This is a genomic window from Streptomyces sp. NPDC002680 (assembly GCF_042889145.1).
Classification (GTDB): Bacteria; Actinomycetota; Actinomycetes; order Streptomycetales; family Streptomycetaceae; genus Streptomyces; species Streptomyces adonidis.
In genome coordinates this window covers 167,910-192,699 of sequence record NZ_JBIAQP010000001.1, presented here as the reverse complement: position 1 = coordinate 192,699, position 24,790 = coordinate 167,910, and the positions used below count along the sequence as shown (strand labels likewise).

Below are 24,790 nucleotides of genomic sequence, written 5' to 3'. Positions count from 1 at the left end.
TCCCAGTGGGAGCCACCCCTTCGTCCGGTGTGGGTACCGCTACTTGACGAGGCTGCCGTCCGCCTTGACCGCGAACCAAGTGCCGCCCACGCCCTGGCCGTTGGTGTCACCGGGGGTCTGGTCGCCGGTGAACCAGTACAGCAGCCAGCAGTCGAGAGCCAGCTGCTTGGTTCCGTCGTCGGGGCGGGTGTAGGTGCTCAGAAGCTTGGGGTCGATGCCCTCGACGGAGTTGACGTCGACCGGCTTGGCGGGCTTCCACTTGTCCAGGCAGGCGTCGACGCAGTTGGACTTCATCGGCCAGTCGGTGTCCTTGGTGAAGCGGTACAGGGTACGGCCCTTGCCGTCACGGACGATGTCGCCCAACTCGGCGTTGCTGACGGTGGACAGCGGCGGGAGCGCCTCGGCCTGGTCGGCGCCGGCATCGGCGCCACTGCCGTAACCGTCCCCCGTACCAGCGCCCGAGTCCTCAGCTGCCGCCTTGGTGCCGTCGGGCGCCGAGGCGAACCAAGTCCCGCCCACGCCCTGGCCGTTGGCCTGGCGGGGCTGGGTGTCCTTGATGTAGCGGTACATCGGCCAGCCGGCGACGGTGAGCTGCTTGCTGCCGTCGGTGCGGGTGACCTCGCCCAGCAGCGACGGGTCCATGCCGTCGGCCGCCGCGACGTCGCCTGCCGGGACCGGCGGCCAGGTCTTGGCGCAGTCCCCGTCGCACGTGGACCGCGGGGGCTTGGCCGTGTCGTTGTCGAAGCGGTAGAAGGTGAAGCCCGCGCTGTCGGTGAGGACCTGTCCCAACTCGGCGTTGTCCCAGATGCTGAGCTTGCCCGGCGCCGAAGCCTGCACCTGCGCCAGGCCGTCGGCCGCCCCCGCGGGAGCCTTCGCGCCGGTGCTCGGGGAGGCGCTCAGCGCGGCACCGGCGGGCTTGGCCGCGTCGTCCTGCTGGGGCCCGCAGCCGGACGCGAACATGATGGCCGCCGCCGACACCGCCACCGTCACCGAAATTCCCTGCAACTTGCGCATGACTGTTTCCCTCTTCCGTATCTGAATTTCGGCGCGGCGGAGCGCGCCCCCGTTTTCGTGGGTTTCCGCGAATTGCGGAACATCCGCCCCGTCGACGGACATCCGCTTCAGCGGTGCATTCCGACGGCGCGTCCGGCGCGGTCGGTCATCCGCTGCTGCCGTGAACACGGGCCGCGCGGGAAGGGGGTTCAATCCCCCGAAGGTTCTCTCGAAGATTTTTTCAGCTCTCAGCTCTCAGCTCTCACGGATGAGCTTGCCGTCCGCGCCCAGCACGAACCACTCACCGTCCAGGCCCTGCCCGTTGACGTCACCGGGAGAGGCGTCGCCGACGTAGTAGTAGAGCGGCCATTCGCCGTAGCTGGCCTGCACCGCGCCGCCGGCGCTGGCGGCCGTGGCCAGCAGCTTCGTGTCGGCGCCGGGACCTGCGGCGACCTTGGCCGAGCCCGTCAGTGCGGGCCAGACCGCGATGCAGTCGGCGTCGCAGTTGCTGGTGCCGGCCTTGTCCTTGGTGAAGGCGTAGAGCGTACGGCCGTCCTGGTCGACCAGGATGTCGCCGAGGTCGGAGCCGGTCACCTTCACGGTCTGCCCGAAATCCTGGGCGGAGGGGCTCGCGGGCTTGTCCGCCGCCGTGCCCTCCGTGTTTCCGCCGCAGGCCGTCAGGGCCAGCAGGGTCAGGGGAATCGCCGCCAGAGTGATCCGTGTGGTCCGTGCGCGCATGATGTCGACCGTCCTTTGTCGTTGTCGTGGCTGCCCGCGAAAGAGCGTCGCGGATTCCCACACGTGCGTCCGGCACGACGGGTTCAATCGGAATTTCTCTGAACCTCCGTACCGCCGTGGCCGTGTGCTGGGTGCTCGAAGCAACACCCGCACTCGGAAAGGTCCAAGAAAATGCGCAGGAATTCCGCCCTCGTCTCGACCGCCTCGGCCGTCGTACTCGCCGCGGGCATGCTCGCCGGTGCCGTCGCCGTCCCGGCCGCCGCCCACGACGGTCACACCGGTCACACCGGCTCCGCGTCCACCCCGGCCACGAAGACGCTGTCTGCGGTCTCGGTGAAGGCCCGGACCGTATCCCTGGTCGCGCGGCTGGACGGCGCACAGGAAGTGCCCACGCCGGGCGGCCCGGCGGTCGGCGACCAGGACGGCGAGGCCGTTGCCCTCGTCAAGGTCAAGGGCGACCGGGTCACCTTCGCGCTGAGCTGGCAGGGCATCGGCGCGCCGACCCTCGGTCACATCCACGAGGGCAAGGCCGGCGTCAACGGCGCCGTCAAGACAGGACTGTTCACCACCGCCATGCCCGCCGGAGTGGACTCCGCCGCGGGCCAGACCTCCGTCAACGACGCCGCGCTGGCCGAACGGCTGCGCACCGACCCCGGCAGCTTCTACGTCAACCTGCACAGCGCCGAGTTCCCCGGCGGAGCGGTGCGCGGTCAACTGAAGCCGACCGGCCGGGCGATCAACCCGCTCGCCATCATCAGGGGCGGCAGTCTGCGCGCCCTCGCCGACGGCAGCCAGGAGGTCCCGGCCGGGGACCCGAAGGCGGTGGGCGACCGGGACGGTCACGCGGTGGCGTTCCTCCACCCCGGACGACGCTCGGTGGGCTACTCCCTGGCCTGGGTGAACATCGCGGCTCCGGTCGCGGGCCACATCCACGAGGGGGTGCTGGGGAAGAACGGCGCCGTGAAGGTGCCGCTGTTCACAACACCCGTACCGCAGAACATCTTCGCCCTCTCGGGCTCGGTCGCGGTGGCGGACACCGCGGTGCTGAAGCAGCTCAAGAAGCGCCCGACCGGCTTCTACGCCAACCTGCACACCGCAGAGTTCCCCGACGGGGCGGTGCGCGGTCAGCTCTTCCGCTGACCGCCGGCTCCTGAACGGCCGGTCAGGACCCGTGATGCCGTCAACAGGACCTCATGGCTCAAGGGCAGGCTTGATTGGTCTGGACATTGCTGGGACGCTGCTCGCGTGTGGATTCGATTCTTCCGCTCAAGAGCCCGGTCTTTACAGGTAGTTGTGCCCATGGTGCTCGGTGTGTGCGTGGCGCTGGCCGTGGGGATCCTCGGCCTCGGCGGCCACCCCACATCGGCACACGGGGCACCGTCGGCCGACCGGTACGTGGACATCTCGGCGGTTCCTGCCACCGCCGTCCCGGCCGACGGACCGGACGCCTCCAGGGGATCCTTCACCGAGGACTGCGGACGCAACGAGAACGGTCATCGCAACGCCGACAACCTCGTGATCTCCCCGGGGCTGACGGGCGGGGCCCATCACGTGCACGACTACGTCGGGAACGTGACGACCGACGCCCTGTCGACCAACGAGGGTCTGGCGGCTGCCGCGACCACCTGTGTGGGCGGTGACCGGTCCACGTACTACTGGCCGGTTCTGCGACGGCTGGACCGGACCGGAAGCGACGCGCACGCCGTGGGCGGCGGGGTCGACGGGAACGCCGGCGAGATCCTGGTGGCGTCCTCGGTCCGGGTGGAGTTCCGTGGCAGTCCGACGAGCGAGGTGGTCGGCATGCCCCGGTTCCTGCGGATGGTGACCGGGGACCCGGTGGCGGCGACGGTGAACGAGCCCGGCCGTGTACGCGCGCAGTGGGGGTGTTCCGGCTACGCGGAGCGTTTCACCGTGAAGTACACGCTGTGCCCCGAGGACAGCGGGCCGACGCGCACGCTGGACTTCCCGAGCTGCTGGGACGGCCTGTCCACGGACAGCCCCGACCACCGCTCGCACGTGGTGTTCCCCGCTGCCAACGGCGTCTGCCCCCGGGCCACGTTCGCCGTACCGCAGTTGAGGATCACCCTCACGTACGACGTTCCGCACGATGTGCGCTACGCCGTGGACTCCTTCCCCGAGCAGAAGCGCGATCCGGTCACCGACCACGCTCTGTTCGTCAACGTCATGACGGACCGTCGGATGGAACAGCTCGTGTCCTGCCTCAACGAGGGCCGCCACTGCCGACCAGAGTGACCGGCCCGAGTGACGCAGACCACATTGAACCAACCTCCTCGGGGATGCGTGTTGGACGTGTCAGTCAGGGAGAGGACGGGAGTAAGTGGATGGCGGCGGCACTGTGGTCCCGCACTCGGCACAAGCAAAGAGCTGCTAGTGACGAGGCACTGATCCGGGCGCTGTACGAGGAACACGGCAGAGCCCTCCTCGCATACGCGCAACGGTTGACCGGCGATCACGCGGCAGCGGAGGACGTGGTCCAGGAGACGCTGATCCGGGCGTGGAAGCACCCGGACGTGCTGGTCAACGGCAAGGGCTCGGTGCGCGGCTGGCTGCTCACCGTGGCCCGCAACATCGTCACGGACCGGCATCGGGCGAAGGCCTCGCGCCCGACGGAGGTCGCGGAGTCCGTCACCACCACCCCGGTGGAGGAGGACCACGCGGAGGCCGTGGTCAACTCGATGCTCGTCATGGAAGCCCTCGACCGGCTCTCGCCGGATCACCAGGACGTACTGAGGGAGATCTACTTCCAGGGCAGGAGCGTCAACGAGGCGGCCGAGACTCTGGGGATACCGCCCGGGACCGTCAAGTCCCGGTCACACTATGCCCTGAAGGCATTACGGGACATGTACAGGGACAAACCAAGAACAGCGAAGCTCGTCGCACTGAAGGAGGTGGCGGTATGAGCATTCAGCAGCACGACAGCGAATTGCTCGGTGCCTACGTCCTCGGCACGCTCGACGAGCAGGAGGTGCGGGCCGTCGACGAACATGTGGAGTCGTGCCCGCGATGCGGCGACGAACTCGACGGGTTGCGGGAGATGCAGGCCGCACTGGGTGAGGTGCCGCCGGAGGCGTTCCTCGACGGACCGCCGGAGGGCGGCGACCTGTTGCTGCAGCGCACGCTGCGACAAGCCCGCAGCGAACGCACAGGTGTGGAGCGGCGACGACGGGTGGTGCTGTCCGCAGTGGCGTCCGTCGCGGCCGCGGCCGTGCTGGGCGGTGGCGTACTGATCGGCCAGTCCTTCGGCGGCGGGACGGGTACGAGTGCGGTGCCCGCGCCGCCTACGGCCTCCGTCCCTGCCACACCGCCCGCCGGTTCCGAGGCGGGTTCGGCGACCAATGCCGCCACCGGGACACAGATGACGGTGCGGGTGACCCCGGCCGCCGACTGGGTCCGGGTCAACGCCTCCGTCAAGGGCATCCCGGCGGGGGAGCGGTGCCGCCTGATCGTGGTGGCCAAGGACGGCACCCGCGAGGTCGCCGGCAGCTGGCTCGTCGCCGACGAGGCCAAGGGCGCCAACCTCGACGGCTCCGCGGCCGTACGGGTCGACGACGTCGCGAAGGTCGTCGTCGAGAACGACCGGGGCAAGGAGTACGTGGCGGTCGAGCTCTGAGACACGGCGGGATCGGCGGGATCCGGAGACGGATCCCGCCGTACGTTTCGTCCACGCGGCCGGACGCGAGGCACGCACCTACTCCGGCGGCATGCAGCGCCGGCTCGACATCGTGCTCAGCAGCGACATCGCGGCGTACAACCCCGTCAACCGGGCCCTGACCGCCGGGCGTACGGCACTCGCCGCGTTGACGGTGGGGATATCCCTCAAGTGCTTCCGCTCCTGCCAGAAATCCGTGTGACCCGCCTCGTCCTCTGTGCGAAACCGGGAACCGGCGACGATGCCGGTTCCCGGTTTCGTCGCCGGTTCATTGAACGCATCAAGCGATGAAGAGGCAGCAATCACATGAATCCCCTTGCGGCCGACCGGTCAATTCCGGCGATGTCCTCGCGCGGGACAGCGGTCGAGAATCTCCCGCTCTGCTCCCGTCACATCCCGGCCGAGGAAATGCTCCTCGGCGACTGGATTCCGGTCCGCGAGACCGCTGGCGGAGTTCTGATCGCCATCGCGGACGAACTGCTGGACCGCTCCGCGCTGAGCGTGTGGCTCCCCGGCGAGAAACTGGTGTTCCAGCGGGCCGGCCGGCGCGAGATCCAGGAACTCGTCGTCGACATGAGGCTCGACGAGGTCGCCGACGACATGGCCAACGCCCTGACCCGCCGCTTCCCGGAGTACGTCGCCCGGACCGGCACCAGACCCTGGCAAAAGACGGCGGCGTGCGTCCTCGCCCTCACGACTGCGGGCACGCTCATGGCCGGAGGCCTCGGCATCGTCGTTGCCGATCCCGCTCGGCGGGACCAGCAACCACCTCCGCACCGACGTCCTTCGGCGGGTGGGCGGCCGGGACGCCTGGAACGTCACCGAGGACGCCGACCTCGGGCTCCGGCCGGCGTCGACCGGCCACCAGGTGGACATCGCCGACTCCACGACGTGGGAGGAGTGCCCCGCGTGGCCATGGGCCTGGGCCAATGCAGCGCACCCGCTGGCTGAAGGGATATCTGCTCACCGCGCTCGTGTACACCAGACGCCCGGTCGCAGCGCTCCGGCAGTTCGGCGCACCCGGCATGCTGTCGCTGCTCGGGATCGTCCTCGGCATCCCCGTCATCTTCATGTTCTGGCCCTGCGCCTTTCTGCTGGCGCCGGTCGCGGCGGCGGGTCCCCAGATGGACTGCGGGCTCACGGCACAGACGGCGGCCGTCTCGGCCACAGCCATGTGGATCAGCGCCGCGATCATGGCCGGAGCGATGCTCGTGGCGGCGTACAAGCGCCGAATGTCCTGGTGGACCGCTGCACTTGTGCCGCTCTACTGGCTGCTGCACGCCTTCGCCGGATGGTGCGCGCCGCACCAGCTCGTCCGCGCGCCCTACAAGTGAGAGAAGACCACCCGCGGCGCACCGTCGTCCGGCCTTGGTGGGCGGCAGAAGCGACCCGCAGGACGGTGGTCTGTGACCGGCGGCGGTCGTTGGCGTGAAGCGCCACGGCCCGCCCGGATCCGGGACCCGCCCGGATCCGGGCCGTCGCGCTTCAGGCGGCGGTCCGTGGGCGTTCACCCGTCGCTCCAGAACGGCTCCGCAGCGCCGCGTTTCCGAGAGTTCGCCGCGAGAGGACGACAGTGGCGTGTCCCGTCGCGGGCTCGGCGGACCGGACCGACCCGTACGTGCGAAGGCGGAGGGCGAGGGCGGCGGTCCGGACGACCGCGTTGCCCTCCGCCAGGATCGCCGTGCTCGTTGTACCCGAACCGCCGTGGTGCACCGCAAGTCGGCAGCGCGGCAGCAGTGCCGGCAGGCCCCCGCTGGAACGCTGGACGTCCTGCTGGTCACCCCACCTTCATCGCGAACGAACGTGACCGAAACACGGGCGCCGTCCCCGTAAACCTGACTGCGGGAATGGAAAACAAAAGGCAACGAAAATTCATACGTGCGAAATGGAGAAGCCCTTTGATTTCGCACACGGGGTCTCCATGGGTACAGGAAATTCACAGCAGAACTTCGCCGCACCTTTGTGGGACATTGCGGAAGAAGGTGGAAATGGGACCCCCGATCCGCCGTTGACAATGGACTGGACCAGTCGTACTTTTTGAAAGCGCAACCACCGCTTGGCTGAACTCTTACCGGTGTCACCGGTCTTCTGGCGCTCCCCTTCACAGGACGGCCACAATGACGTTCGGAATCTCGCAGCGCAATTCATTGATCGCCAATCTGCGACACCTCTACGAAACACAGCCGGAGAAACTCCTCTTCACCTTTGTCGACGACCATGGTGAGGACAAGGAGACGCTCCGAGCCGGCGAACTCGCCGAGGCCGTCGACGACATCGCCACCTCCCTGCGGTTATCGGGACTCAATCCCGGAGACCGGGCGGTGCTCGTCTACCCGCCCTCGCTTGACTTCGTGAAAGCCTTCATGGGCTGTCTGGCGGCAGGAGTCCTGCCCGTGCCGGTCTACCCTCCGAACCCCTTCCGGCTCAAGCGTGACCTGGCCGGCTTCAACGCGATCGTGGAGAGTTCGGGAGCGAGCGCCGCCCTCACCAACGGCCTGTTCGACCGCTCCCGCAGGGCCGGCTCGGTCGCCGGACTGCTCGGCCGTTCGGAGCACAACTGGCCCCGCATCCCCTGGTACCGCACCGACCGGCGCTCCGGCCGACAGACCAGCACGGACTGCGATCCCGGAACCTGGTACGAACCGGCAGACCCGGGGGACACCGCGTTCCTCCAGTACACGTCGGGCTCCACGGGAGTCCCCAAGGGCGTGATGGTCACGCACGGCAACCTCGTCCACGAGATCGCCGCCAACGTCGTGGACCTCCGCCTCAACCCGGACACACGCGGGGTGTTCTGGCTCCCGCAGTACCACGACATGGGGCTGATCAACGTCCTGCTCAGCACCGCTCTCGGCAACTCCACGACGCACATCATGTCGCCGCTCACCTTCCTGCAACGGCCCTGGATCTGGCTCGACGTCATGTCCCGGGTGGGGGCCACGATCACCTCGGCGCCGAACTTCGCGTACGACCTCGCGGTCCGCAAGACCACCCCGGAGATGCGCACCGGATGGGACCTGAGTTCCCTGGAGATGGCCATCACCGCGGCCGAACCGATCAGGACCCGGACCATCCGCACGTTCCTGAACGCCTTCCAGGTGTCCGGGATCCGGCCCGACGTGTTCTACGGCGCCTACGGGCTCGCGGAGAACACGGCGAGCGTCACCAACCGCGGCCAGGGGGTGCTGCGCCTCGACAGAAAGGCGCTGGCGGAGGGCGACGTCGTCCCGGTGGACGACACCCCCGGCGTCTCGGACCCCCTGGACGCGGAACGGCACGTCGAGTACTACGGCTGCGGTTTCTCCAGCAAGCCCGGGGACCGGATCCGGATCGTCGACCCCGACACAGGTGTCCCGTCCCCGCCCCGGCGCATCGGCGAGATCTGGGTCCGCTCCTCCACCACCGCGGCCGGCTACCACGGACGCCCCGAGACGACCCGCGAGGTCTTCCACGCCACCGTGACGGGCGACAACGACCCGACCGAGTACCTGCGCACCGGCGACCTGGGATTCCTGCACGAGGGCCAGCTCTTCATGACCGGCCGGATCAAGGACCTGATCATCATTCGGGGACGCAACGTCTACCCCTCCGACATCGAGGACAGCGTCCGGGAGTGCCACCGGGCCGTCCGCCCCGGCGGAGTCGTGGCCTGCGCGCTCGGCCCGGACGAGACCTTCCCCGGGGACACCACGACCGCCGCGGACGCCACGGAGAGCGGCGAGCGGCTGGTGGTCTTCGTCGAGACGGGCGAGAAACGGGTCGACGCCGACGTCGCCGCCGAGATCTGCGCGACGGTCCGCAAGTTCGTCTACGCCGACCACCAACTCTCCTGCCACGCCGTGGTGTTGGGACGGCCGGGGCTGGTCCGCAAGACCACCAGCGGCAAGGTCCGCCGCCGGGTGTGCAAGGAGGCCCTCCTGAACGGCGCGATCGACCGCGAGACCACCACGCTCCTGGTCTCCGTGCACGAGAACGACATCCCCGCCCGCGACGAGTTCACCGAGGGGCGACGTCGATGAACACAGCCCACGCCGACCACAACGGTCCGATCCTCGCCACCGGTCCCCGCGATCCGCGGATGTACGACGTCGACGACGACTTCCGACGCGTCCTCATCGACATGTCCGCGTTGACCGTGGCCTCCGCGACACGCAGGGACCGCTTCTTCCACGCCACCTCCACGGCCGCCCGCGGTGTCCTGACGGTGGGCGACAGCCCCCTCCTGCCCGCGCACGGATTCCTCCGGCCGGGCCGCCGCTTCCCGGTGCTCGTCCGCTACAGCAACTCGGTCGGCACGGACGACGTCAAACCGACGGTCCGCGGACTCACCCTCCGCCTCCTCGACACCGCCCCCGACACCGCGACCGGACTCGAACCCGGCCTGCTCGACCTCACCTTCAACACCGGCCCGACCTTCTTCGCCTCCACCGCCGAGATCTTCCGGCGCAGCTTCGGCACCCCCGGGGAACGCGCCCGCAACATCAGCGAGAACCCGGCCGTACGTTCCACCATCTGGAACAACATCAGGACCGTCGGCTCCTACGCCACCTACGACTTCTACTCCCAGGTGCCCCAGGGCTTCGTCGCCGAGGACGGACGGCAGTGGCTCATCCGCTTCCGCGTGTACCCGGCCGACGAACCGCTGCTGCGGGGCGACTTCGACCACGGCGACCTGTGGTGGCCGCCGGACGCCCCCGAGGAGATCCCGCGCCCGTACGGCGACACACGCGACCCCGCGTTCCTCCGCGAGGACCTCCGCCACCGCATCCGCACCACCGGCGTACGCAACGTGCTCCAGGCCCAGCTCCACCCCCTGGACGGCACCCCCGAAGGCACCGAGACCGCTCTCGATCCGGCGCGCCGCTGGCCGGAGGACCTGTGCCCCTGGTTCGACCTCGGGGACATCCACCTCGACACCCTCGCCGACGACGACACCGTCAACCACCTCGTCTTCGACCCGGCGTTGGCCCCGCCGGACCTGGGCATCGCCCTCGCCCGCTCGCCCCACTCGACCGCGTCCCTGAACCATCTGCGGGCCCTCGTCTACCAGGCCGCGTCCTACGCCCGACTGGGCGAACGGCAACCCCCGGAACTGGCGGGACTGCTGCGCCCCAGCCGCAGCATCACGACGAGGCCCACCCCCGAGGCCACTCCACCCGTCACCGCCGGATCCCGCAGCGTCGTGGTCATCGGCGCCGGACCGGCGGGCCTGACCATCGCCCGCGAACTGGAGCGCTCCGGCCACCGGGTGACCGTACTCGAAGAGCGGGACGCGGTGGCCGGCAAGTGCGAGACGGTGGAGATCGAGGGCCGCGCCTACGACCTCGGCGGCCACATCTGCACCAACCAGTACGAGAGAGTCGCCGAGTTGGCGACCGAACTGGGTGTGGCGACGGAGGCCACGACCCCGTACCGAGTCCTCGACACCGAGCAGGGCGCGGTGCTGCCGCAGGACACATCCTTCTTCCGCAGGGACACGTTCCTGCGCTACCAGGCCCTGCGAGAGCGGGAGTTCCCGCACATCGCCGAACCGGGCCTCGCGCACTCCGCGAAGGCGCTCGCCGCCCCCGTGACGCAGTGGCTGGCCGCACACGGACTCCAGGCCATGGCCGCCTCCTTCGGCACCGGCTACACCGCGGCCGGCTACGGCCACCTCGACGACGACGTCCCCGCGCTGTACTTCGTCAAGTACGCGGAGATGACCGGGCTCCTGTCCCGCAAGGCCGAACTCCTCGGCCATCCAGGCGCGTTCACCATCACCGGAGGCTTCGCCACCCTGTGGCGTCGGATCGCCGAGGAACTCGCCGACGTACGGTGTGCCGTGCGTGTCGAGTCCGTCGAACGGCACGCGGACGGCGTACGGGTGCACACCGACTCCGGCCCGGTGGAGGCGGACGACCTGGTACTGACCGTCGCCCTCGACCGCGTGCTGCCGATCCTGGACAGCACGGACCACGAGCGCGAACTCGCCGCGCGGATCCGCGCCAACGCCTACCACACCACCGTCGCCACGGCCTCCGGCCTCCCGGACTCCGCCTTCTACTTCCTCAAGCAGCACAACGACACCCGCGAGGCGACGGGCCACTGCGTCGCCTACCACCACCGCTACCCGGACAGCGACGTCCGCACCTTCTACTCGTACGGCCGCCCCGAAGAGGTCGTCCCACTACTGCGGGACGATGCGGCCGCCCTCGGCGGCCGACTGGAGGCCGTACACCTCGAACGCCAATGGGCGTTCATGCCGCACTTCGGCAGCGAAGACCTCCAGAGCGGCATCCTGGACCGGCTCGAAGCGATGCAGGGCCGCCACCACACCTACTACACGGGCAGCCTGCCCTCCTTCGAACTGGTCGAATGCACCGTCGCGCACGCCCAGGACCTGGCCCGCCGCCACTTCCCGCCCGTGGACGGCACACGGACGCCCACCGCGTCCACCGCTCCCGTACGCTCCGCCGTCACCGCTCCCGGGCTGGGCGCCCGGCTGACCGTGGATGCCGTACGGGACTGGCTGGTCACCAACATCGCCGCCGAACTGCGGCTGCCCGCGACCTCTCTCGACACGTCCCGGGCACTGGAGGAGTACGCGCTGGAGTCGCTGTCCGTCGCGGCCCTCCAGGCACGACTCTCCGACTGGCTGGGCTACCGCGTCCCCCACACCCTCTTCATGGAACTGCCCACCATCGACCAGGCCGCCCGCCACCTCGCGGAACCCGACGCACCCACATCCACCGGTGGCACCGCGTCCACCCGCCAGGAGGCCGCGATGGACACCGCCCGCCCCGCACCACGCCGTCTGCTCCCGCTCAACCGACCGGTCCCCTTCTTCTGTGCGGGCGGCCTCGGCGGCTCCGCCCGCTACCTCGCCTCGCTGGCCCGCGCGCTCGGCGACGGCCGGCCCTGCTACGCCCTCGAAATCCCCGGCCTCGACGGCACGGAGGAGCCGTTGGACGACATGCCGGCCCTCGCGGCCGTCTTCGCCGACGAGGTCCAACAAATCCAGCCGCACGGCCCGTACCACCTCGGCGGCCACTCCTTCGGCGGGATGCTCGCCTACGAAGCGGCACGCCATCTGCGTGAACGCGGCGAGGAGGTCCACAGGGTCGTCCTGTTCGACACCTACGTCCCGCTGCCCGGCCGGGGCGCGCCGGCCGACGACGACCTGCGGGCCATAGAGGAACTCCTCGCGCTGCGGCACATCGCCTGCCTCGCGACGGACCGGTGCAGCTGCGGTGTCGACCGCTCCAAGCCCCTGGACGAGCAGGGCGAACAGATCGCGCTGGCCCTCGGGGCACCAGACCCGCAGTCGTACGAGTCCCACCTCGTGAACCTGGTCGGCACCTACCAGGCGGGCCTGCGGGCCTTCGCGCTCTACCGGCCCGAACCCTCGGACCTCTCGGTGGTCCTGGTCAAACCCGAGGCGGGGTTCGCCCCCCTCACCCCGGACGACCACCGCGTCCCGATGCACTTCGACTCGCCCAACGGCTGGGACACCGTCGAACTGGGCGACCTGACCGTCGTCCCGGTGACCGGCAACCACTTCAGCATGTTCACGCGCCCCCACCTCACCGCCGTCGCGGAGGCGACCCGAACCAGCCTGACGGCTGCCCGGTGACCACGGTCAGGTGGTCACCGGGGTCGCCGGGCGGGCGCTCAGGCCGGTCGCCGCGATGACGGAGGCCACCCGTCGCATCAGCGAGCAGAACCTGCGCCAGAGGCTGGCGCTCACCGGCCCGGACGACGAACTCCACCGTCTCCCCGAGGGCCTCGCCGAGGTACGCGAGGACCTGCTCGAAACCAACCGCGAGGCCGAGCGGCTGATTCACGGTCTCGGTCTCCTCCAGGCCACGGTCGCTGCGGGCGAGCAGCATCTGTCGGCCGCGCCGATGCTCGTGACAGCCGAACTCGCCCCGCAGACCAAGGAAGAGCAAGCGGACGTGGAGGTGACGGCGGACCGGCCGCTGACTGTCCTCGGCGATCCCGTACATCGTGCGTTCCATCGCGGAGGCCCACGGAACCAGGGCGACGGCCGAACCGGGCCAACAGGGCGGCCTCACCGTCACCGTGCGCTTCCCATGACACGACCCCCGTCCTCATGGAAGGGAAGGGCGTGGCGCTACTGAGCGCGCTCCCACTTCCGGTACGCGGCCACGGCGGTCGGCAGGGTGGGGAAGATCAGGCCGGTGCCGACGGACTCCGTCAGGCCGTATGCGTCCAGGTCGTCCCGCAGATCCTGCTTGACTCGGGCCAGGGCGAAGACGATGCCCCGGCGGGTCAGTTCCTGGCGCAACTCGTCGACGGCGTCCAGGGCGGTGATGTCGACCTCCACATTGGCCTCGGCGTTGAGGACGAACCAACGGACCGGGTCGTCCTGTTCGTCGACGGCGGCCATCGCCCGGCGGCGGAAGTTCTCCGCGTTGGCGAAGAAGAGGGGCGAGTCGTAGCGGTAGACCAGCAGACCCGGGATCGTACGGGCCTGCGGATAGTCGTCCACGTCGTGCATACCGGCCACCCCCGGGACGACCCCCTCGACCGCGTCGTGCGGGCGCGCGACCCGCGTCAGCAGCTCGGCCACGGACAGACCGACGGCGACCAGCACCCCGTACAGGATGTCCAGGGCCAGTACGCCCGCCAGGCAGCCGAGGGCGAGCAGCAACTCCCGGCGGCGGAAGGACGCCAGCCGCCGGAAGCCCGCCAGGTCGATCATGCGGAGGGCCGCGTAGACGACGAGCGCGCCCAGCACCACCGAGGGTGTGCGGGTCAGCAGGGGGCTGAGGAAGAGGAGGACGGCGAGGACCGCCGCGGCGGCGACCAGTGAGTACGCGGGGGAGCGGGCGCCGGCCGAGGAGGCGAGCGCGGTGCGGCTGGCGCTGCTGCTGACCGGGAAACCCTGTACCGCCCCGGCACCGAGGTTGGCCGCGCCCAGGGCGAGCAGCTCCTGGTTGGCGTCGAGCCCGGGGCCGTCGTCGGTACGGTCGGTGAAGGCCCGCGCGGTGAGGATGAAGTCCGTGTAGGCGACCAGGAGCACGCCGACGGCGGGCAGTACCAGGTGCGGCAGCTCCGTCAGGTCCGGGGCCGCGAGGCCGGGCAGACCGGCCGGGACGTCGCCGATCACCTTGATCCCGTGGCGGTCGTCGAGGTCGAGAACGGCCACGGCCGTAGTGGCCAGGACCACGGCCAGCAGAGGACCGGGGACGGTGGGGAAGAACCGGGCCACGGCGAGGACGAAGGCGAGCAGGAGGACGCCGAACAGCAGCGTGGGTAGATGGATCTGCGACAGATGCCGTACGAAGGACCACAGTTGGGGGAAGAACGCGGAGCCCGTGGTGCTGACCCCGGTGAGCTTGGGCAGCTGGTCCACGATCATGATCAGTGCCACGCCGGCCAGATAGCCCACCAGCACCGGCCGGGAGAGCAGGTCCGCGACGAAGCCGAGCCGCACCGCCCACGCCACGACACACAGCAGCCCGACCGTGACCGCGAGGGTGGCGGCCAGTACGGCGTACCGGTCCGGGTCTCCCGCGGCCAGCGGGCCGACCACGGTCGCCGTCATCAGCGCGGTCGTGGACTCGGGCCCGACCGACAGCAGACGCGAGGAACCGAGCACCGCGTACAGCACGAGCGCGGGCAGGATCGCCCACAGCCCGGCGACCGGCGGCAGACCGGCCACACCCGCGTACGCCATCACCTGCGGCACGAGATACGCGGCCACCGTCACCCCGGCCAGCAGGTCGCCGCGCAGCCAGGCGCGCCGGTAGCCGAGAAGCACGCCGAGCCCCGGCGTCAGCCGGCGCCACACCGGAACGGGTCTGCCCGAGCTGTGGGACATGGGCCTCCTTCTGCCGAGTGACCTCATGATCCACGCATGGACGGGCGACCGCGAGGGACCGGGCCGCTCGGAGTTGCGCACGGGCCCGCCTTCGCGGACCAACAGGCCCTCAGGACAGGGCCGTTCAGCTGCGGGGCCCCCACGGCACGCCGCGAAAACGAGATGCGCGCGGCAATCGGCGACACCTATCGTGCCGTCCATGCCTACGACGCCGACCTGGCGGCCCCTCGCACTCGACGACGCCCCGGCCCTGGCCGGGCTGTTCGCCGCGGTGGAGGCGGCCGACGGCACCGACGAGCACTACGACGCCGAGGACCTCGCCGAGGAACTGGCCAACCCGCTCGTGGAGCTGGCCCACGACTCGGTGGGCGTGTGGTCCGGCGGTGAGCTGCTCGGCTATGCCAAGGCGATGGCGATGCCCGACGCGACCGATGTGCACCGGGTGTACGTCGAGGGGGCGGTGCGACCCGACGCGCGCGGCCGGGGCATGGGCACCGAGCTGGTGAACTGGCTGGTGACCAGGGCGACGCAGCACCATCGTGAGCGCTTCCCGGACCTGCCGGGCGAGGCGCACATCCCGCTCCACGCACCGAACACCGCCAAACGCGACCTGTTCCAGGAAGCCGGGTTCGAGGCGCGGCGCTGGTACTTCGACATGCGCCGACCGCTGGACGGCGACCCGGACCCGGTGACGGTCCCGGCGGGCGGGGTTCGTGTCGTCCCCTTCACCGAGGCGTACGACGAGGCGACCCGGCTGGCGCACAACGAGGCGTTCGTCGACTACTGGGGCCACACCCCGAGCACCCCGGAGCGGTGGAGTCATGAGAGCACCGGCGCACGGTCGTTCCGGTCCGACGTGTCGTTCCTGGCACTGGACGGGGACGAGGTCGTCGGCTACCTCCTCGGCCACGAGTACGACGCCGAGACCGCGATGACCGGTATACGAGAATGCTGGATCGGCCGGCTCGGCACCCGGCCGGCCTGGCGCGGCACCGGCGTGGCCACCGCGCTGCTCACCACCTGTCTGCGGGCCGCTCGGGAACAGGGCTGTGCCAGCGCCGGCCTGAGCGTCGACACCGCCAACGCCACCGGCGCCCTGGGCCTGTACGAGCGGTGCGGCTTCCGCACCCGGCACACCTGGATCGGGTACGTACGGCGGCTGTAACGTCATCGATCGGCTCGGGAGCGCTGCCGGTAGTCCAGGGGTGGCTCGCCGCCTCCGTCTTCACGCGTTCGGTGATCTCACGTTCGAGCAGTTCGCTGAAGCGCCGGCACCTGTCGAGACCGCCCGTTGCGCTCGGTGTGGGGCGGCAGGAGGGCCCTCAGCGACGGGGAGGGCTCCAGGCCCAATTCCTCCCGCAGGACGCGACGGCACTGCTCGAATTGGCGCACTGCCGCACCCCTGTTGCCGGCCGCCAAATGCGCTTTCATCAGTACGCGATGAGCGCTTTCCCGCAGGGGTTCGGTACGCACGGCGGTAAGTCCGGCGGCGACGGCTTCACCATGGCGTCGCGCTTCCGTAAGTCGCTCGGTCATCGCTTCCAGGGCATAAAGCCGGAGCTGATGATATTGCTCCTGCTCGATCAGCATCCAGTCGTTTTCCGGCCATTCCGGCAGCAAATCCGACGACAGGCATGCCAGTGTCCGCATGGTCAGGATGTCGTCGCACGAGCGTGAGTTGTCGAGCAGTCGATGCGCGTGTCCAACTGCCTCGTGCAGGTCGACGGTGACGTCCTTGGCGATGGCCAGGTCGTGCGCGGACACGTCGATGATCGGGTGACCGGCGCGTGTCGCCCGCCACAGGGACGACCTCAGGTTCGCGTTGGCGCGTGATGCCGTGACATCCGGCCAGAGGATTCCGGCCACGTAGGTGCGGGATCGCGGCATGTCCTGCAAAGCGAGAAAGGCGAGGAGTCGTTGAGTGCTGGAGCAGACCGGAATGCGAGTTTGATCTATAGCCAGTGCAAAGCCCTTGAGTAACCTCAGTGAGATGGGTTGTGTTTGTCCGTTCATCGACGCCCCCGTACCGATCTCGGCTTCGGTGATCTTCGGTGTGGCTGATGGGATTCCCGAGGCCATGTTACGAGCAAGTTATGACTGCAGGGTCGACTATCGACGTGACGGCGTCACAAGGGAATCACCGGAGCGTCGCGACAACGTCACCCTTCGCGTTCCAGAAGCTCATCGAGCCAAGTCCGCACCGCTGTGAGGACATCGGCGGTCTTGCTCACCGCGGTGGGCGGCTCCTGCTGTCCGTCGACGGTCTGGATGATGCGTGCGCGGAAGCCGTCCTCCCTGCCGTTCTCCACCCATACCCGGAGGATCAGGACGCCGGACCGTGATGAGGGGGTCTCCATGAGAGACCGAGTGTCCCTCACCGCTGTCACCCGGGCGTTGTCGTTCCGTGTTCGATGACGTCATCGCGAGCGGCGAGGACGGTTTCAGGGATGCATCGGTGACGTCGGTGTGACGGGTGAGTCGCGGGCGGATCACGGGGGCCTCTGCATCCTCTCGGTGGACGGCGTCGGTATACGTCGTCGGAGCGTGCCGGGAAGGGGCTTCGCATGGGTGACTTCGGTGTGATCGCCGATGTCTCGTCCGTCATCGTGAGCACGCTGACGCAGTCCCTGCGCGGGTTGGGCCAGCGCGACATGCCACCACCGATCGCGGAACTGAACGACCTCTCCGAGACCGTGCAGACGCCGCCCCCCAAACTCACGGTGTTCCTCTACGAGATCGCCGAGGACCCCACCTCGCGCAACCGGCCCCCGGTGCGCTCCCAGCCGCCCGACCCGCTGACCTCCCGCAAACCGCCGATGGCCCTGCTGCTGCGGTATCTGATCACCCCCTGGGGCGGCGACCAGGCGACCCAGCACCGGATGCTCGGGCGCGCCCTGCAGACGTTCTACGACGACGCGATCCTGGACGGCACCCAGTTGGCCGGCAGCCTGGCGGGCAGCACGGACTCGCTGCACACGACGCTGACGCCCCTGACCCTCGATCAGAAGTCCTGGGTCTGGTACGCGATCCAGAAGCCGTACCGGCTCTCGCTGAACTACGAGATCCGTGTGGTCAACCTGGACTCGGCCGTCGAGACGGCGGTGCGCCCGGTGCGCAGTCGGATCATCGCGGGGACGGCGACGCCATGAGCGCCTTCCTGCCCCTGGCCCGGTCGGCGCTCTACAGCCCCGTCTGGCTGGTGCCGTTCGACGACCACGCCCGCCGCGTGCGCTCCGCGGGTGTGGAGGCCCGCCTCGAACGGTTCGACGACGAGGGCGGGTCCGACGGCCAGGGCGGCTGGCTGCCGCTGGACGACAGGGCCGTGCGCACTCCCAGCGGCCACCTCGCCTTCCCCGGCCTCGGCCGACGGGCCGAGCCGTGGGCGGCCCGGCCGGAGCGCCACCGGGTCCGCTTCGAGGCCGCCGGCTACCAGCCGCTGTATCCGGCCGACGGCGAGCCGTTCTCGGCCGCTCTCGTCGGTGTCGAGTTCCTGGTGTACCCGTACGACAACACCAACCCGCCCGCGGTGGAGGCCTCCCCGAGGCTGGTCCGGCTGCTGCCGGGGACCGCCTTTCCCTATCCGCCGGGTGTGCGCACGGTCCGCGGCGTCGTGCTCGACGCGGCCACCCGGGCCCCCGTCGCGAACGCCCTCGTCGAGGCCGGGGGCCGGACCGGCCAGGACCTGACGCCGTGGCACGAACGCACCCTCTCCGACGCCACGGGCGCCTTCCGGCTCGCCCTGCGCTGGGAGGGCGAGAAGGCCACCGAGAACACCACCGAGGAGACCTTCCTCGTTGAGGCCACCGAACGGCCGGGCCGGGCCGGGTCGCTGACCGTGCGCCTGCCCCAGGAAGCCGAGCGCCGACACGTCATCGAGATTCGTGAGCAGTGAAGGAGCCACATCCATGGCCGAGTATCTGAGCCCCGGGGTCTACATCGAGGAGATCGATGCGGGGCCACGGCCGATCGCGGGGGTGAGCACGAGCACGGCCGGCATGGTCGGGGTGACCGCTCGTGGCCCGTACACCGGCAAGCCCAAACTGGTCACGAACTTCCTGGAGTTCCAGACCGTCTTCGGCGGCTTCCTGTCCGAGCCGGACGCGGGCGTACGGGACCGCTGGGCCAACGACCCGACCGAAGGCGGCCGTTGGTGGCTGTTCCCGCTGGCGGTCAAGGGCTTCTTCGACAACGGCGGCCAGCGGCTCTACGTCAAGCGGGTCGCCAGCGCCGACGCGAAACCCGCCTCCGGGGAACTGGCCAACGGCCTGGTGAGCCCCATCGCCTCCGACGCCGCGCGTGGCGCGACCAGCCTCCAGCTCGGGCACCTGATCGGCTTCACCGGGGTCGGCCAGCAGATCGACATCCTCCGCGGCGACGACCAGCAGACGATCCACACCGCCGTGGTCGCCGGCTACGACATGTCCGCCCGCCGGATCCGGTTGGAGACGGCGCTGCCCGCCGAGGTCAGGTCGGCCCGCGGGGACTACGTCCAGGTCGGTCAGCGCGGCGCCGAACAGACGCTGCGGCTGTCCGCGGTGAGCCCGGGTGCGTGGGGCGGCGGCGTCCAGGTCCGGGTCCAGCCGATGGTCGGCGCTGCGCTGCCGGTGCTGCCCGATCCGCAGGAGGGCGCCCTGTTCATCACGCGCCTGGTCGCGGACGCGGACGCGGACAGCGACTCCGTCGAGGTGGCCGCGGCGAACGGGCTCGACCCCGACGACCTGCCCGCCGACGTGTGGGTGCTGATCGGCCCACGCCGCTTCAAGGTCCAGGTGAGCCAACCGGCCGACGGCAAGGTGACGTTGACCCTCCCGGCGGGCACGACCCACGCGGCGTGGGACACCGGACTCACGGTGCGCCGCGTGCGCCGGGGCAATACCGCCGCCGGACCGACGCTGCGGATCGGCGGCGCGAGCAGGCTGTACGAGGGTGCGGTGGTCCAGGCCGACGACGGCACAGCCCTGACCGCCCTGACCGTCCAGACGGTCGCCGAGGATCTCGTCACCCTCGACCGGAACGTGCCCGGGACGCTCTTCGAGACCGACCGGATCCATCTCGTCGAGGCCGAGGTCACCACCCGGTTCACGGACACGGCGGGGGCCGCGGTCACCGAGACGTTCCCCAACCTCCGGCTCACCGGCGACAACCCGGCCAACCTGACGACCGCCCTACAGGGCCGCTCGCAGCTCGTACGGGCCACGGCGCTGCCCGGACTGTCCACCGACCCCACGAAGTTCCCGGTGCCCGCGACGGGTTCCTGGCTGACGCTGGCCGACGGCGACGACGCGTACGGCAGCCTCAGCCCGGCCGACTTCGTCGGTACCGACGGCGGCAGCGGACGACGTACCGGAATCGTCGCCCTGGAGGACATCGACGAGGTGGCCGTCTGCGCGGTGCCCGGCATGTGGTCCGGCACCGTCGAATCGGCCCTCGTCACCCACTGCGAGCTGCTCAGGGACCGGTTCGCGATCCTCGACCCGCGCGACGGCCTCGACATCGAGGGCATCCAGACGTTCCGCGAGTCCTTCGACACCAAGTACGCGGCGCTCTACTACCCGTGGCTCGTCACCCGCGACCCCTCCACCGACCGTGACGTCGAGGTACCGCCGTCCGGCCACATGGCCGGGATCTACGCCCGGGTCGACGTGGAGCGGGGTGTGCACAAGGCACCGGCCAACGTGGTCATCCGCGGCATCCGGCAGACCGACGGCATCGCCCAGGACATCACCAAACGCCATCAGGACCTGCTGAACCCCAAGGGCATCAACGCACTGCGGTTCTTCCCCGGCCTGGGCCACCGGGTGTGGGGCGCGCGCACGCTGTCCTCGGACAGCTCGTGGAAGTACATCAACGTCCGGCGGCTCTTCCTCTTCCTGGAGGAGTCGATCGACGAGGGCACCCAGTGGGTGGTCTTCGAACCCAACGACGAGTCGCTGTGGGCCCTGGTCCGGCAGACGGTTACCAACTTCCTCACCACGGTCTGGCGCAGTGGCGCGCTCGCCGGAACCACCGCCGACGAGGCGTTCTTCGTCGCCTGCGACCGCACCACCATGACCGAGGACGACCTGGCCAACGGCCGGCTCATCTGTGTCATCGGGGTCGCGCCGGTCTTCCCGGCGGAGTTCGTGATCTTCCGGATCCAGCAGAAGACCCGCGAGACCCAGCTCGCCTGAGCACCCGACCGAGCCAGAGCCCCGACCGAGCCCGAGCACCCGACTGAGGAGCGGCCACCATGCCACCCGTGACCAGGGAAGATCCCTACGCGTCATACAACTTCCAGATCATCGTGACCAACGTCAGCGACGACGGCGTCGCGGTGAGCGGGTCCTTCACCGAGATGAGCGGTCTGGAGCTGGAGATCCCGCCGATCGAGTACCGCAACGGCAGCGAGGACATCACCGTCCGCAAGATCCCGGGACTGAAGAAGTTCACCAACCTCACCTTCAAGCGTGGCGTCACCGGCCACGTCGGCTTCTGGAACTGGGTGACCGAGGCCCTCAACGGCAAGGTTCGCCGCGCCTCCGGCTCGATCGTGCTGCTCGACGAGAACCGTCAGGAAGCGATGCGCTGGAACTTCGACCGGGGCTGGCCGACCAAGTACACCGGCCCGACGCTCAGCGCGACCAAGAACGAGATCGCCATGGAGACGCTCGTCCTGGCGGTCGAGAAGCTGGAGATCGACGTCTGACATGACGAGCGAAGCGCTTCCCGGCGTATCCCTGACGTTCGTGCCACGCGGCCCGGAACCGGAGCCGCTGCGCACGGACGTGGCCGCGTTCCTCGGCCGGTTCCGCCGCGGTCCGGTCGGCACCCCGGTACGGGTGGAGAGCTGGAACGACGTCGTGGGCGTCTTCGGGCCGCCACCGCCGGAGGGCGCCTTCGCCACGCCGTACGCATTGCGCGGCTTCTTCGAGAACGGCGGCCGTACGGCCTGGGTGCTCCGCGTGTCCGGGCCGGCCGCCACCGCGCACGCCCTGTGGGAGGTCGGGGACATCGCCGGATTCGCGGCCACGCGCTACCGGGTGGACGCGACCAGCCCGGGCGCCTGGGCCAACACCGTGCGCGTCGACATCCGCTACCAGGTCAGTACCGTCGCCGGACCACCTACGGTGAGTGTGCGGGTCACCGTGCCCGGCGAGGCGCCCGAGACCTTCCCCGGGCTGCCGCCTGCCGACGTGGCCGACCGGCTCACCGGGTCCCGCTACATCCGGCTGGTCCCCGACGGACCCGCCCCCGCCCCCGGCACTCCCGGCCCGATCTCGATGTCCTGGCCCCTGACGCTCGCGGGCGGCACCGACACCCCGCCGACGCGGCAGGAGTACTCGGACGCCGTGACCGTGCAGTCCGAACTCCCGGAACCGGCCCTGGTGGCACTGCCCGACCTGGGCACGGACCTGTCCGGGACCGTGCACACCGACATGGTGCTGGAGCTGCTGGGGGCCGTGTCCCCACTCCTCGACCGCCTGGTCGTCCTCGACGTCCCGCCCCAACTGTCCTCCGTCGACGCCACGGTGGAGTGGGTGCAGTCCCTGACCGGGGCCGGCGACAGCCAGCTCCTGAGCTGCGCGGCCGTCTACCACCCGCTGCTGCGGACCCCCGACGGACCCGCTCTGCGCACCGTCCCGGCGTCCGGACACGTCCTGGGCGTGATCGCCCGGCTCGACGCCGAGCGCGGCGCGCACCACACCCCCGCGAACGCCGTGATCCTGGAGGCCGTCGACCTCGCCGCCGAACTTCCCGAACCCCAGCAGGTCCGCCTCTTCGACGCGGGCGTCGACCTGATCCGGTGCACCCGGGGCCGGGGACTGATGGTGTGGGGCGGACGCACCCTGTCCGCCGATCCCCGCACCCGCTACATCGCGCATCGCAGACTGCTGCACCTGCTGGTGCGCGCGATCCGGCGGGTGGCGGGCCCCCTGGTGTTCGACGTCAACTCGCCCGAACTACGGCTGACCCTCGTCCGTGCGATCACCTCGGTGCTGCTGTCCGCCTTCCGGGCGGGAGCGCTCACCGGAACGCGGCCCGAGCAGGCGTTCCGGGTGGTGTGCGACGACACCAACAACCCGCCGGAGCAGGACCCGGGACAGCTGGTCTGCGAGATCGAGGTCGCCGCCGCCGTACCCATGGAGTTCCTCCGGCTGCGTCTTGTACTCGGCCAGGACCGCGGTCTGGAGGTGATCGAGGCATGAACCAGGACCCACTGCCGAAGTACCGATTCCTGGTGACGCTCGACCCCGGCGACGCGTATCTGCCGTCCGCGCAGGCGCTGTTGCTGCCCCTGGTCGCCTCCGGAGCGTTCCAGGAGGTCGCCGGGCTCGGCGCCCAGCTGGAGGTGACGAGCTACCCGGAGGGCGGCCGCAACGACTCCGTCCACCAACTGCCGCTGCGCCACTCGTGGAACCGGATCACCCTCAAACGAGGAGTGGTGCGCGACCCCGGACTGTGGGCCTGGTACCAGGCCGGACTCGCCGACTCCCTCGGCGCCCGCCGCGACGGCGCGGTCATCCTGCTCGCCCCGGACGGGACGCCCGGCGCGGCCTGGGCCTTCCACGGCGGACTCGCCGCCAAGTGGATCGGACCCGACCTGCACGCCGAACAGAACGCGATCGCCATCGAGTCACTGGAGATCGCCCACGAGGGGCTGACCAAAGTCCTGCAGGACACCGCGGCGAACGCGCTGCCGCGACAGAGCCAAGGGAGGTGACCGGCGTGCCGAAGGTGACCATTCACAACCTCGAAGTCCGGTTCCAGGTGGAGGGCGACGACGGCGCCGTGTTCACCCGGCTGTTCAACAAGCACATCCAGGCCTGGGCGAAGTTGTACGAGGACGCGTGCGCCCGCGCCAAGCACACCGAGGCCGAACGCAGCTTCGGCGACGGGGAGGGCCCGCTGTGAGCGTGACGCCCGTCTCCTTCGCCCGCCAGGGCGCCGCCCAGGCCCGCCTGGAGATCGTCCGACCGGTGATCGCCGACGAGCGGCAGCGGCGCATCCCGCTGCGGTTCAACCCCACCGACTACAAGCTCAGCAAGAGCAACACCTTCGCCGAGATCACCATCCCCGGCCTGGAGACACCGCCCCTCCAGTACATACGTGGCGGCACGGAGACCCTCACCGTCCAGGCGCTCGTCGACACCTCCGACACCCTGGAGAACGTACGGACCGCGTACGTCGACGCCCTGCGCGGCCTGCTGCGCCCCGACAGCCGCGAACACGCGCCGCCCATCGTCCGGTTCGTCTGGGACGAGGAGGTCTTCACCGGCGTCGTCGAGAAGCTGGACGTCAACTACCAGCTGTTCCGGCCGGACGGGGTGCCGCTGCGGGCCATGCTGGACCTCTCCCTCAAGGAGTACCGCACGGCCGCCGTGCAGGTCGCCGCCGTACCACGCTCCTCGCCCACCGTCGAGAAGAGCTACGTGGTGCGCCGCGGCGACACCCTCAGCTCCATCTCCACCGCCGTGTACCGGCGGCCCGACGCCTGGCGCGAACTGGCGCGCGCCAACGGGATCGACGATCCACGGGACCTGCGACCGGGCCGGGTGCTGACCGTGCCCCGGCTGCCGTGAGGA

The 24,790-nt window shown here is 70.0% G+C and carries 24 protein-coding genes; 19 read left to right on the top strand and 5 right to left on the bottom strand.

Annotation, left to right across the window (positions count from 1 at the left end):
* Positions 1–39: 39 nt before the first annotated feature.
* Both ACFYXF_RS00860 and ACFYXF_RS00855 read right to left on the bottom strand, forming a co-directional pair.
* Entirely contained in the window at positions 40–1,014 is a 975-nt protein-coding gene (locus ACFYXF_RS00860) for an SCO0930 family lipoprotein (protein ID WP_389346657.1), read from the bottom strand.
* Between the two features lie 234 nt (positions 1,015–1,248).
* Positions 1,249–1,731, bottom strand: coding sequence for a hypothetical protein (locus ACFYXF_RS00855; protein WP_389346655.1), 483 nt, complete (start codon positions 1,729–1,731; stop codon positions 1,249–1,251).
* Positions 1,732–1,902: 171 nt separating this feature from the next.
* Between ACFYXF_RS00855 and ACFYXF_RS00850 the strand changes: the two genes are divergently transcribed.
* The 10 genes from ACFYXF_RS00850 to ACFYXF_RS00805 all read left to right on the top strand — a co-directional run bounded on the left by ACFYXF_RS00850 (position 1,903) and on the right by ACFYXF_RS00805 (position 13,521).
* Positions 1,903–2,871, top strand: coding sequence for a CHRD domain-containing protein (locus ACFYXF_RS00850; protein ID WP_389346653.1), 969 nt, complete (start codon positions 1,903–1,905; stop codon positions 2,869–2,871).
* Between the two features lie 159 nt (positions 2,872–3,030).
* Positions 3,031–3,984 (top strand): DUF1996 domain-containing protein, encoded by a 954-nt coding sequence (locus tag ACFYXF_RS00845; RefSeq protein ID WP_389346651.1) that lies wholly within the window; start codon positions 3,031–3,033, stop codon positions 3,982–3,984.
* 89 nt (positions 3,985–4,073) lie between these two features.
* Positions 4,074–4,652 carry a sigma-70 family RNA polymerase sigma factor gene (locus ACFYXF_RS00840; RefSeq protein WP_369034975.1) on the top strand — a complete coding sequence of 193 codons (579 nt, stop codon included), beginning with the start codon at positions 4,074–4,076 and terminating at the stop codon, positions 4,650–4,652.
* Positions 4,649–5,362: an anti-sigma factor family protein gene (locus tag ACFYXF_RS00835; protein ID WP_389346648.1), complete on the top strand. Its 714-nt coding sequence runs from the start codon at positions 4,649–4,651 to the stop codon at positions 5,360–5,362. The genes ACFYXF_RS00840 and ACFYXF_RS00835 overlap by 4 nt, the downstream gene beginning before the upstream one ends.
* A gap of 91 nt (positions 5,363–5,453) precedes the next feature.
* A complete protein-coding gene (locus tag ACFYXF_RS00830; protein WP_389346644.1) occupies positions 5,454–5,603 on the top strand; it encodes a hypothetical protein in 150 nt (49 codons plus the stop codon).
* Between the two features lie 104 nt (positions 5,604–5,707).
* On the top strand, positions 5,708–6,352 hold the full coding sequence (locus tag ACFYXF_RS00825; protein ID WP_389346642.1) for a hypothetical protein: 645 nt from the start codon (positions 5,708–5,710) through the stop codon (positions 6,350–6,352).
* Positions 6,331–6,735 carry a hypothetical protein gene (locus ACFYXF_RS00820; RefSeq protein ID WP_389346639.1) on the top strand — a complete coding sequence of 135 codons (405 nt, stop codon included), beginning with the start codon at positions 6,331–6,333 and terminating at the stop codon, positions 6,733–6,735. The genes ACFYXF_RS00825 and ACFYXF_RS00820 overlap by 22 nt, the downstream gene beginning before the upstream one ends.
* 783 nt (positions 6,736–7,518) lie before the next feature.
* Entirely contained in the window at positions 7,519–9,420 is a 1,902-nt protein-coding gene (locus ACFYXF_RS00815; protein ID WP_389346637.1) for a fatty acyl-AMP ligase, read from the top strand.
* A complete protein-coding gene (locus ACFYXF_RS00810) occupies positions 9,417–13,013 on the top strand; it encodes an alpha/beta fold hydrolase (RefSeq protein ID WP_389346635.1) in 3,597 nt (1,198 codons plus the stop codon). The genes ACFYXF_RS00815 and ACFYXF_RS00810 overlap by 4 nt, the downstream gene beginning before the upstream one ends.
* A 55-nt stretch (positions 13,014–13,068) precedes the next feature.
* Positions 13,069–13,521: a hypothetical protein gene (locus ACFYXF_RS00805; protein WP_389348435.1), complete on the top strand. Its 453-nt coding sequence runs from the start codon at positions 13,069–13,071 to the stop codon at positions 13,519–13,521.
* Here ACFYXF_RS00805 and ACFYXF_RS00800 read toward each other — a convergent pair.
* Entirely contained in the window at positions 13,515–15,227 is a 1,713-nt protein-coding gene (locus ACFYXF_RS00800; RefSeq protein WP_389346633.1) for a SulP family inorganic anion transporter, read from the bottom strand. The two genes, ACFYXF_RS00805 and ACFYXF_RS00800, sit on opposite strands and share 7 nt — an antisense overlap.
* 199 nt (positions 15,228–15,426) lie before the next feature.
* On the opposite strand from ACFYXF_RS00800, the gene ACFYXF_RS00795 reads away from it, so the two are divergent.
* Complete coding sequence (locus ACFYXF_RS00795; protein WP_389346631.1) at positions 15,427–16,392, top strand: GNAT family N-acetyltransferase; 966 nt, start codon at positions 15,427–15,429, stop codon at positions 16,390–16,392.
* 77 nt (positions 16,393–16,469) lie between these two features.
* Here the strand turns inward: ACFYXF_RS00795 and ACFYXF_RS00790 are convergent, their stop codons facing one another.
* A complete protein-coding gene (locus ACFYXF_RS00790) occupies positions 16,470–17,306 on the bottom strand; it encodes a BTAD domain-containing putative transcriptional regulator (protein WP_389346629.1) in 837 nt (278 codons plus the stop codon).
* An 80-nt stretch (positions 17,307–17,386) separates the two neighbouring features.
* A complete protein-coding gene (locus ACFYXF_RS00785) occupies positions 17,387–17,584 on the bottom strand; it encodes a hypothetical protein (RefSeq protein ID WP_389346627.1) in 198 nt (65 codons plus the stop codon).
* A gap of 207 nt (positions 17,585–17,791) precedes the next feature.
* On the opposite strand from ACFYXF_RS00785, the gene ACFYXF_RS00780 reads away from it, so the two are divergent.
* The 8 genes from ACFYXF_RS00780 to ACFYXF_RS00745 are packed head-to-tail and all read left to right on the top strand — an operon-like array spanning position 17,792 to position 24,787.
* On the top strand, positions 17,792–18,376 hold the full coding sequence (locus ACFYXF_RS00780) for a DUF4255 domain-containing protein (RefSeq protein WP_389346625.1): 585 nt from the start codon (positions 17,792–17,794) through the stop codon (positions 18,374–18,376).
* Complete coding sequence (locus tag ACFYXF_RS00775; protein ID WP_389346623.1) at positions 18,373–19,119, top strand: carboxypeptidase-like regulatory domain-containing protein; 747 nt, start codon at positions 18,373–18,375, stop codon at positions 19,117–19,119. The genes ACFYXF_RS00780 and ACFYXF_RS00775 overlap by 4 nt, the downstream gene beginning before the upstream one ends.
* Positions 19,120–19,132: 13 nt before the next feature.
* A complete protein-coding gene (locus ACFYXF_RS00770; RefSeq protein WP_389346621.1) occupies positions 19,133–21,397 on the top strand; it encodes a phage tail sheath family protein in 2,265 nt (754 codons plus the stop codon).
* Between the two features lie 59 nt (positions 21,398–21,456).
* Positions 21,457–21,912 (top strand): phage tail protein, encoded by a 456-nt coding sequence (locus ACFYXF_RS00765; RefSeq protein WP_389346619.1) that lies wholly within the window; start codon positions 21,457–21,459, stop codon positions 21,910–21,912.
* 1 nt (position 21,913) lies between these two features.
* Positions 21,914–23,413 carry a phage tail sheath family protein gene (locus tag ACFYXF_RS00760; RefSeq protein WP_389346617.1) on the top strand — a complete coding sequence of 500 codons (1,500 nt, stop codon included), beginning with the start codon at positions 21,914–21,916 and terminating at the stop codon, positions 23,411–23,413.
* Positions 23,410–23,928: a phage tail protein gene (locus ACFYXF_RS00755; protein WP_389346615.1), complete on the top strand. Its 519-nt coding sequence runs from the start codon at positions 23,410–23,412 to the stop codon at positions 23,926–23,928. The genes ACFYXF_RS00760 and ACFYXF_RS00755 overlap by 4 nt, the downstream gene beginning before the upstream one ends.
* Positions 23,925–24,119: a putative phage tail protein gene (locus ACFYXF_RS00750; protein ID WP_369035229.1), complete on the top strand. Its 195-nt coding sequence runs from the start codon at positions 23,925–23,927 to the stop codon at positions 24,117–24,119. The genes ACFYXF_RS00755 and ACFYXF_RS00750 overlap by 4 nt, the downstream gene beginning before the upstream one ends.
* Positions 24,116–24,787: a LysM peptidoglycan-binding domain-containing protein gene (locus ACFYXF_RS00745; RefSeq protein ID WP_389346613.1), complete on the top strand. Its 672-nt coding sequence runs from the start codon at positions 24,116–24,118 to the stop codon at positions 24,785–24,787. The genes ACFYXF_RS00750 and ACFYXF_RS00745 overlap by 4 nt, the downstream gene beginning before the upstream one ends.
* The last annotated feature ends 3 nt before the right edge of the window (positions 24,788–24,790 follow it).

What these genes read in the sequence shown, in the direction of transcription:
- ACFYXF_RS00755 (WP_389346615.1), top strand. Translation starts at nt 23,410, where the DNA reads ATGAACCAGGACCCACTGCCGAAGTACCGATTCCTGGTGACGCTCGAC.
- ACFYXF_RS00785 (WP_389346627.1), bottom strand. Translation starts at nt 17,584, where the DNA reads ATGGAGACCCCCTCATCACGGTCCGGCGTCCTGATCCTCCGGGTATGG.
- ACFYXF_RS00810 (WP_389346635.1), top strand. Translation starts at nt 9,417, where the DNA reads ATGAACACAGCCCACGCCGACCACAACGGTCCGATCCTCGCCACCGGT.
- ACFYXF_RS00860 (WP_389346657.1), bottom strand. Translation starts at nt 1,014, where the DNA reads ATGCGCAAGTTGCAGGGAATTTCGGTGACGGTGGCGGTGTCGGCGGCG.
- ACFYXF_RS00835 (WP_389346648.1), top strand. Translation starts at nt 4,649, where the DNA reads ATGAGCATTCAGCAGCACGACAGCGAATTGCTCGGTGCCTACGTCCTC.
- ACFYXF_RS00780 (WP_389346625.1), top strand. Translation starts at nt 17,792, where the DNA reads ATGGGTGACTTCGGTGTGATCGCCGATGTCTCGTCCGTCATCGTGAGC.
- ACFYXF_RS00840 (WP_369034975.1), top strand. Translation starts at nt 4,074, where the DNA reads ATGGCGGCGGCACTGTGGTCCCGCACTCGGCACAAGCAAAGAGCTGCT.
- ACFYXF_RS00850 (WP_389346653.1), top strand. Translation starts at nt 1,903, where the DNA reads ATGCGCAGGAATTCCGCCCTCGTCTCGACCGCCTCGGCCGTCGTACTC.
- ACFYXF_RS00855 (WP_389346655.1), bottom strand. Translation starts at nt 1,731, where the DNA reads ATGCGCGCACGGACCACACGGATCACTCTGGCGGCGATTCCCCTGACC.
- ACFYXF_RS00820 (WP_389346639.1), top strand. Translation starts at nt 6,331, where the DNA reads ATGCAGCGCACCCGCTGGCTGAAGGGATATCTGCTCACCGCGCTCGTG.
- ACFYXF_RS00815 (WP_389346637.1), top strand. Translation starts at nt 7,519, where the DNA reads ATGACGTTCGGAATCTCGCAGCGCAATTCATTGATCGCCAATCTGCGA.
- ACFYXF_RS00825 (WP_389346642.1), top strand. Translation starts at nt 5,708, where the DNA reads ATGAATCCCCTTGCGGCCGACCGGTCAATTCCGGCGATGTCCTCGCGC.
- ACFYXF_RS00805 (WP_389348435.1), top strand. Translation starts at nt 13,069, where the DNA reads ATGACGGAGGCCACCCGTCGCATCAGCGAGCAGAACCTGCGCCAGAGG.
- ACFYXF_RS00775 (WP_389346623.1), top strand. Translation starts at nt 18,373, where the DNA reads ATGAGCGCCTTCCTGCCCCTGGCCCGGTCGGCGCTCTACAGCCCCGTC.
- ACFYXF_RS00800 (WP_389346633.1), bottom strand. Translation starts at nt 15,227, where the DNA reads ATGTCCCACAGCTCGGGCAGACCCGTTCCGGTGTGGCGCCGGCTGACG.
- ACFYXF_RS00830 (WP_389346644.1), top strand. Translation starts at nt 5,454, where the DNA reads ATGCAGCGCCGGCTCGACATCGTGCTCAGCAGCGACATCGCGGCGTAC.
- ACFYXF_RS00765 (WP_389346619.1), top strand. Translation starts at nt 21,457, where the DNA reads ATGCCACCCGTGACCAGGGAAGATCCCTACGCGTCATACAACTTCCAG.
- ACFYXF_RS00760 (WP_389346617.1), top strand. Translation starts at nt 21,914, where the DNA reads ATGACGAGCGAAGCGCTTCCCGGCGTATCCCTGACGTTCGTGCCACGC.
- ACFYXF_RS00770 (WP_389346621.1), top strand. Translation starts at nt 19,133, where the DNA reads ATGGCCGAGTATCTGAGCCCCGGGGTCTACATCGAGGAGATCGATGCG.
- ACFYXF_RS00790 (WP_389346629.1), bottom strand. Translation starts at nt 17,306, where the DNA reads ATGGCCTCGGGAATCCCATCAGCCACACCGAAGATCACCGAAGCCGAG.
- ACFYXF_RS00845 (WP_389346651.1), top strand. Translation starts at nt 3,031, where the DNA reads ATGGTGCTCGGTGTGTGCGTGGCGCTGGCCGTGGGGATCCTCGGCCTC.
- ACFYXF_RS00795 (WP_389346631.1), top strand. Translation starts at nt 15,427, where the DNA reads ATGCCTACGACGCCGACCTGGCGGCCCCTCGCACTCGACGACGCCCCG.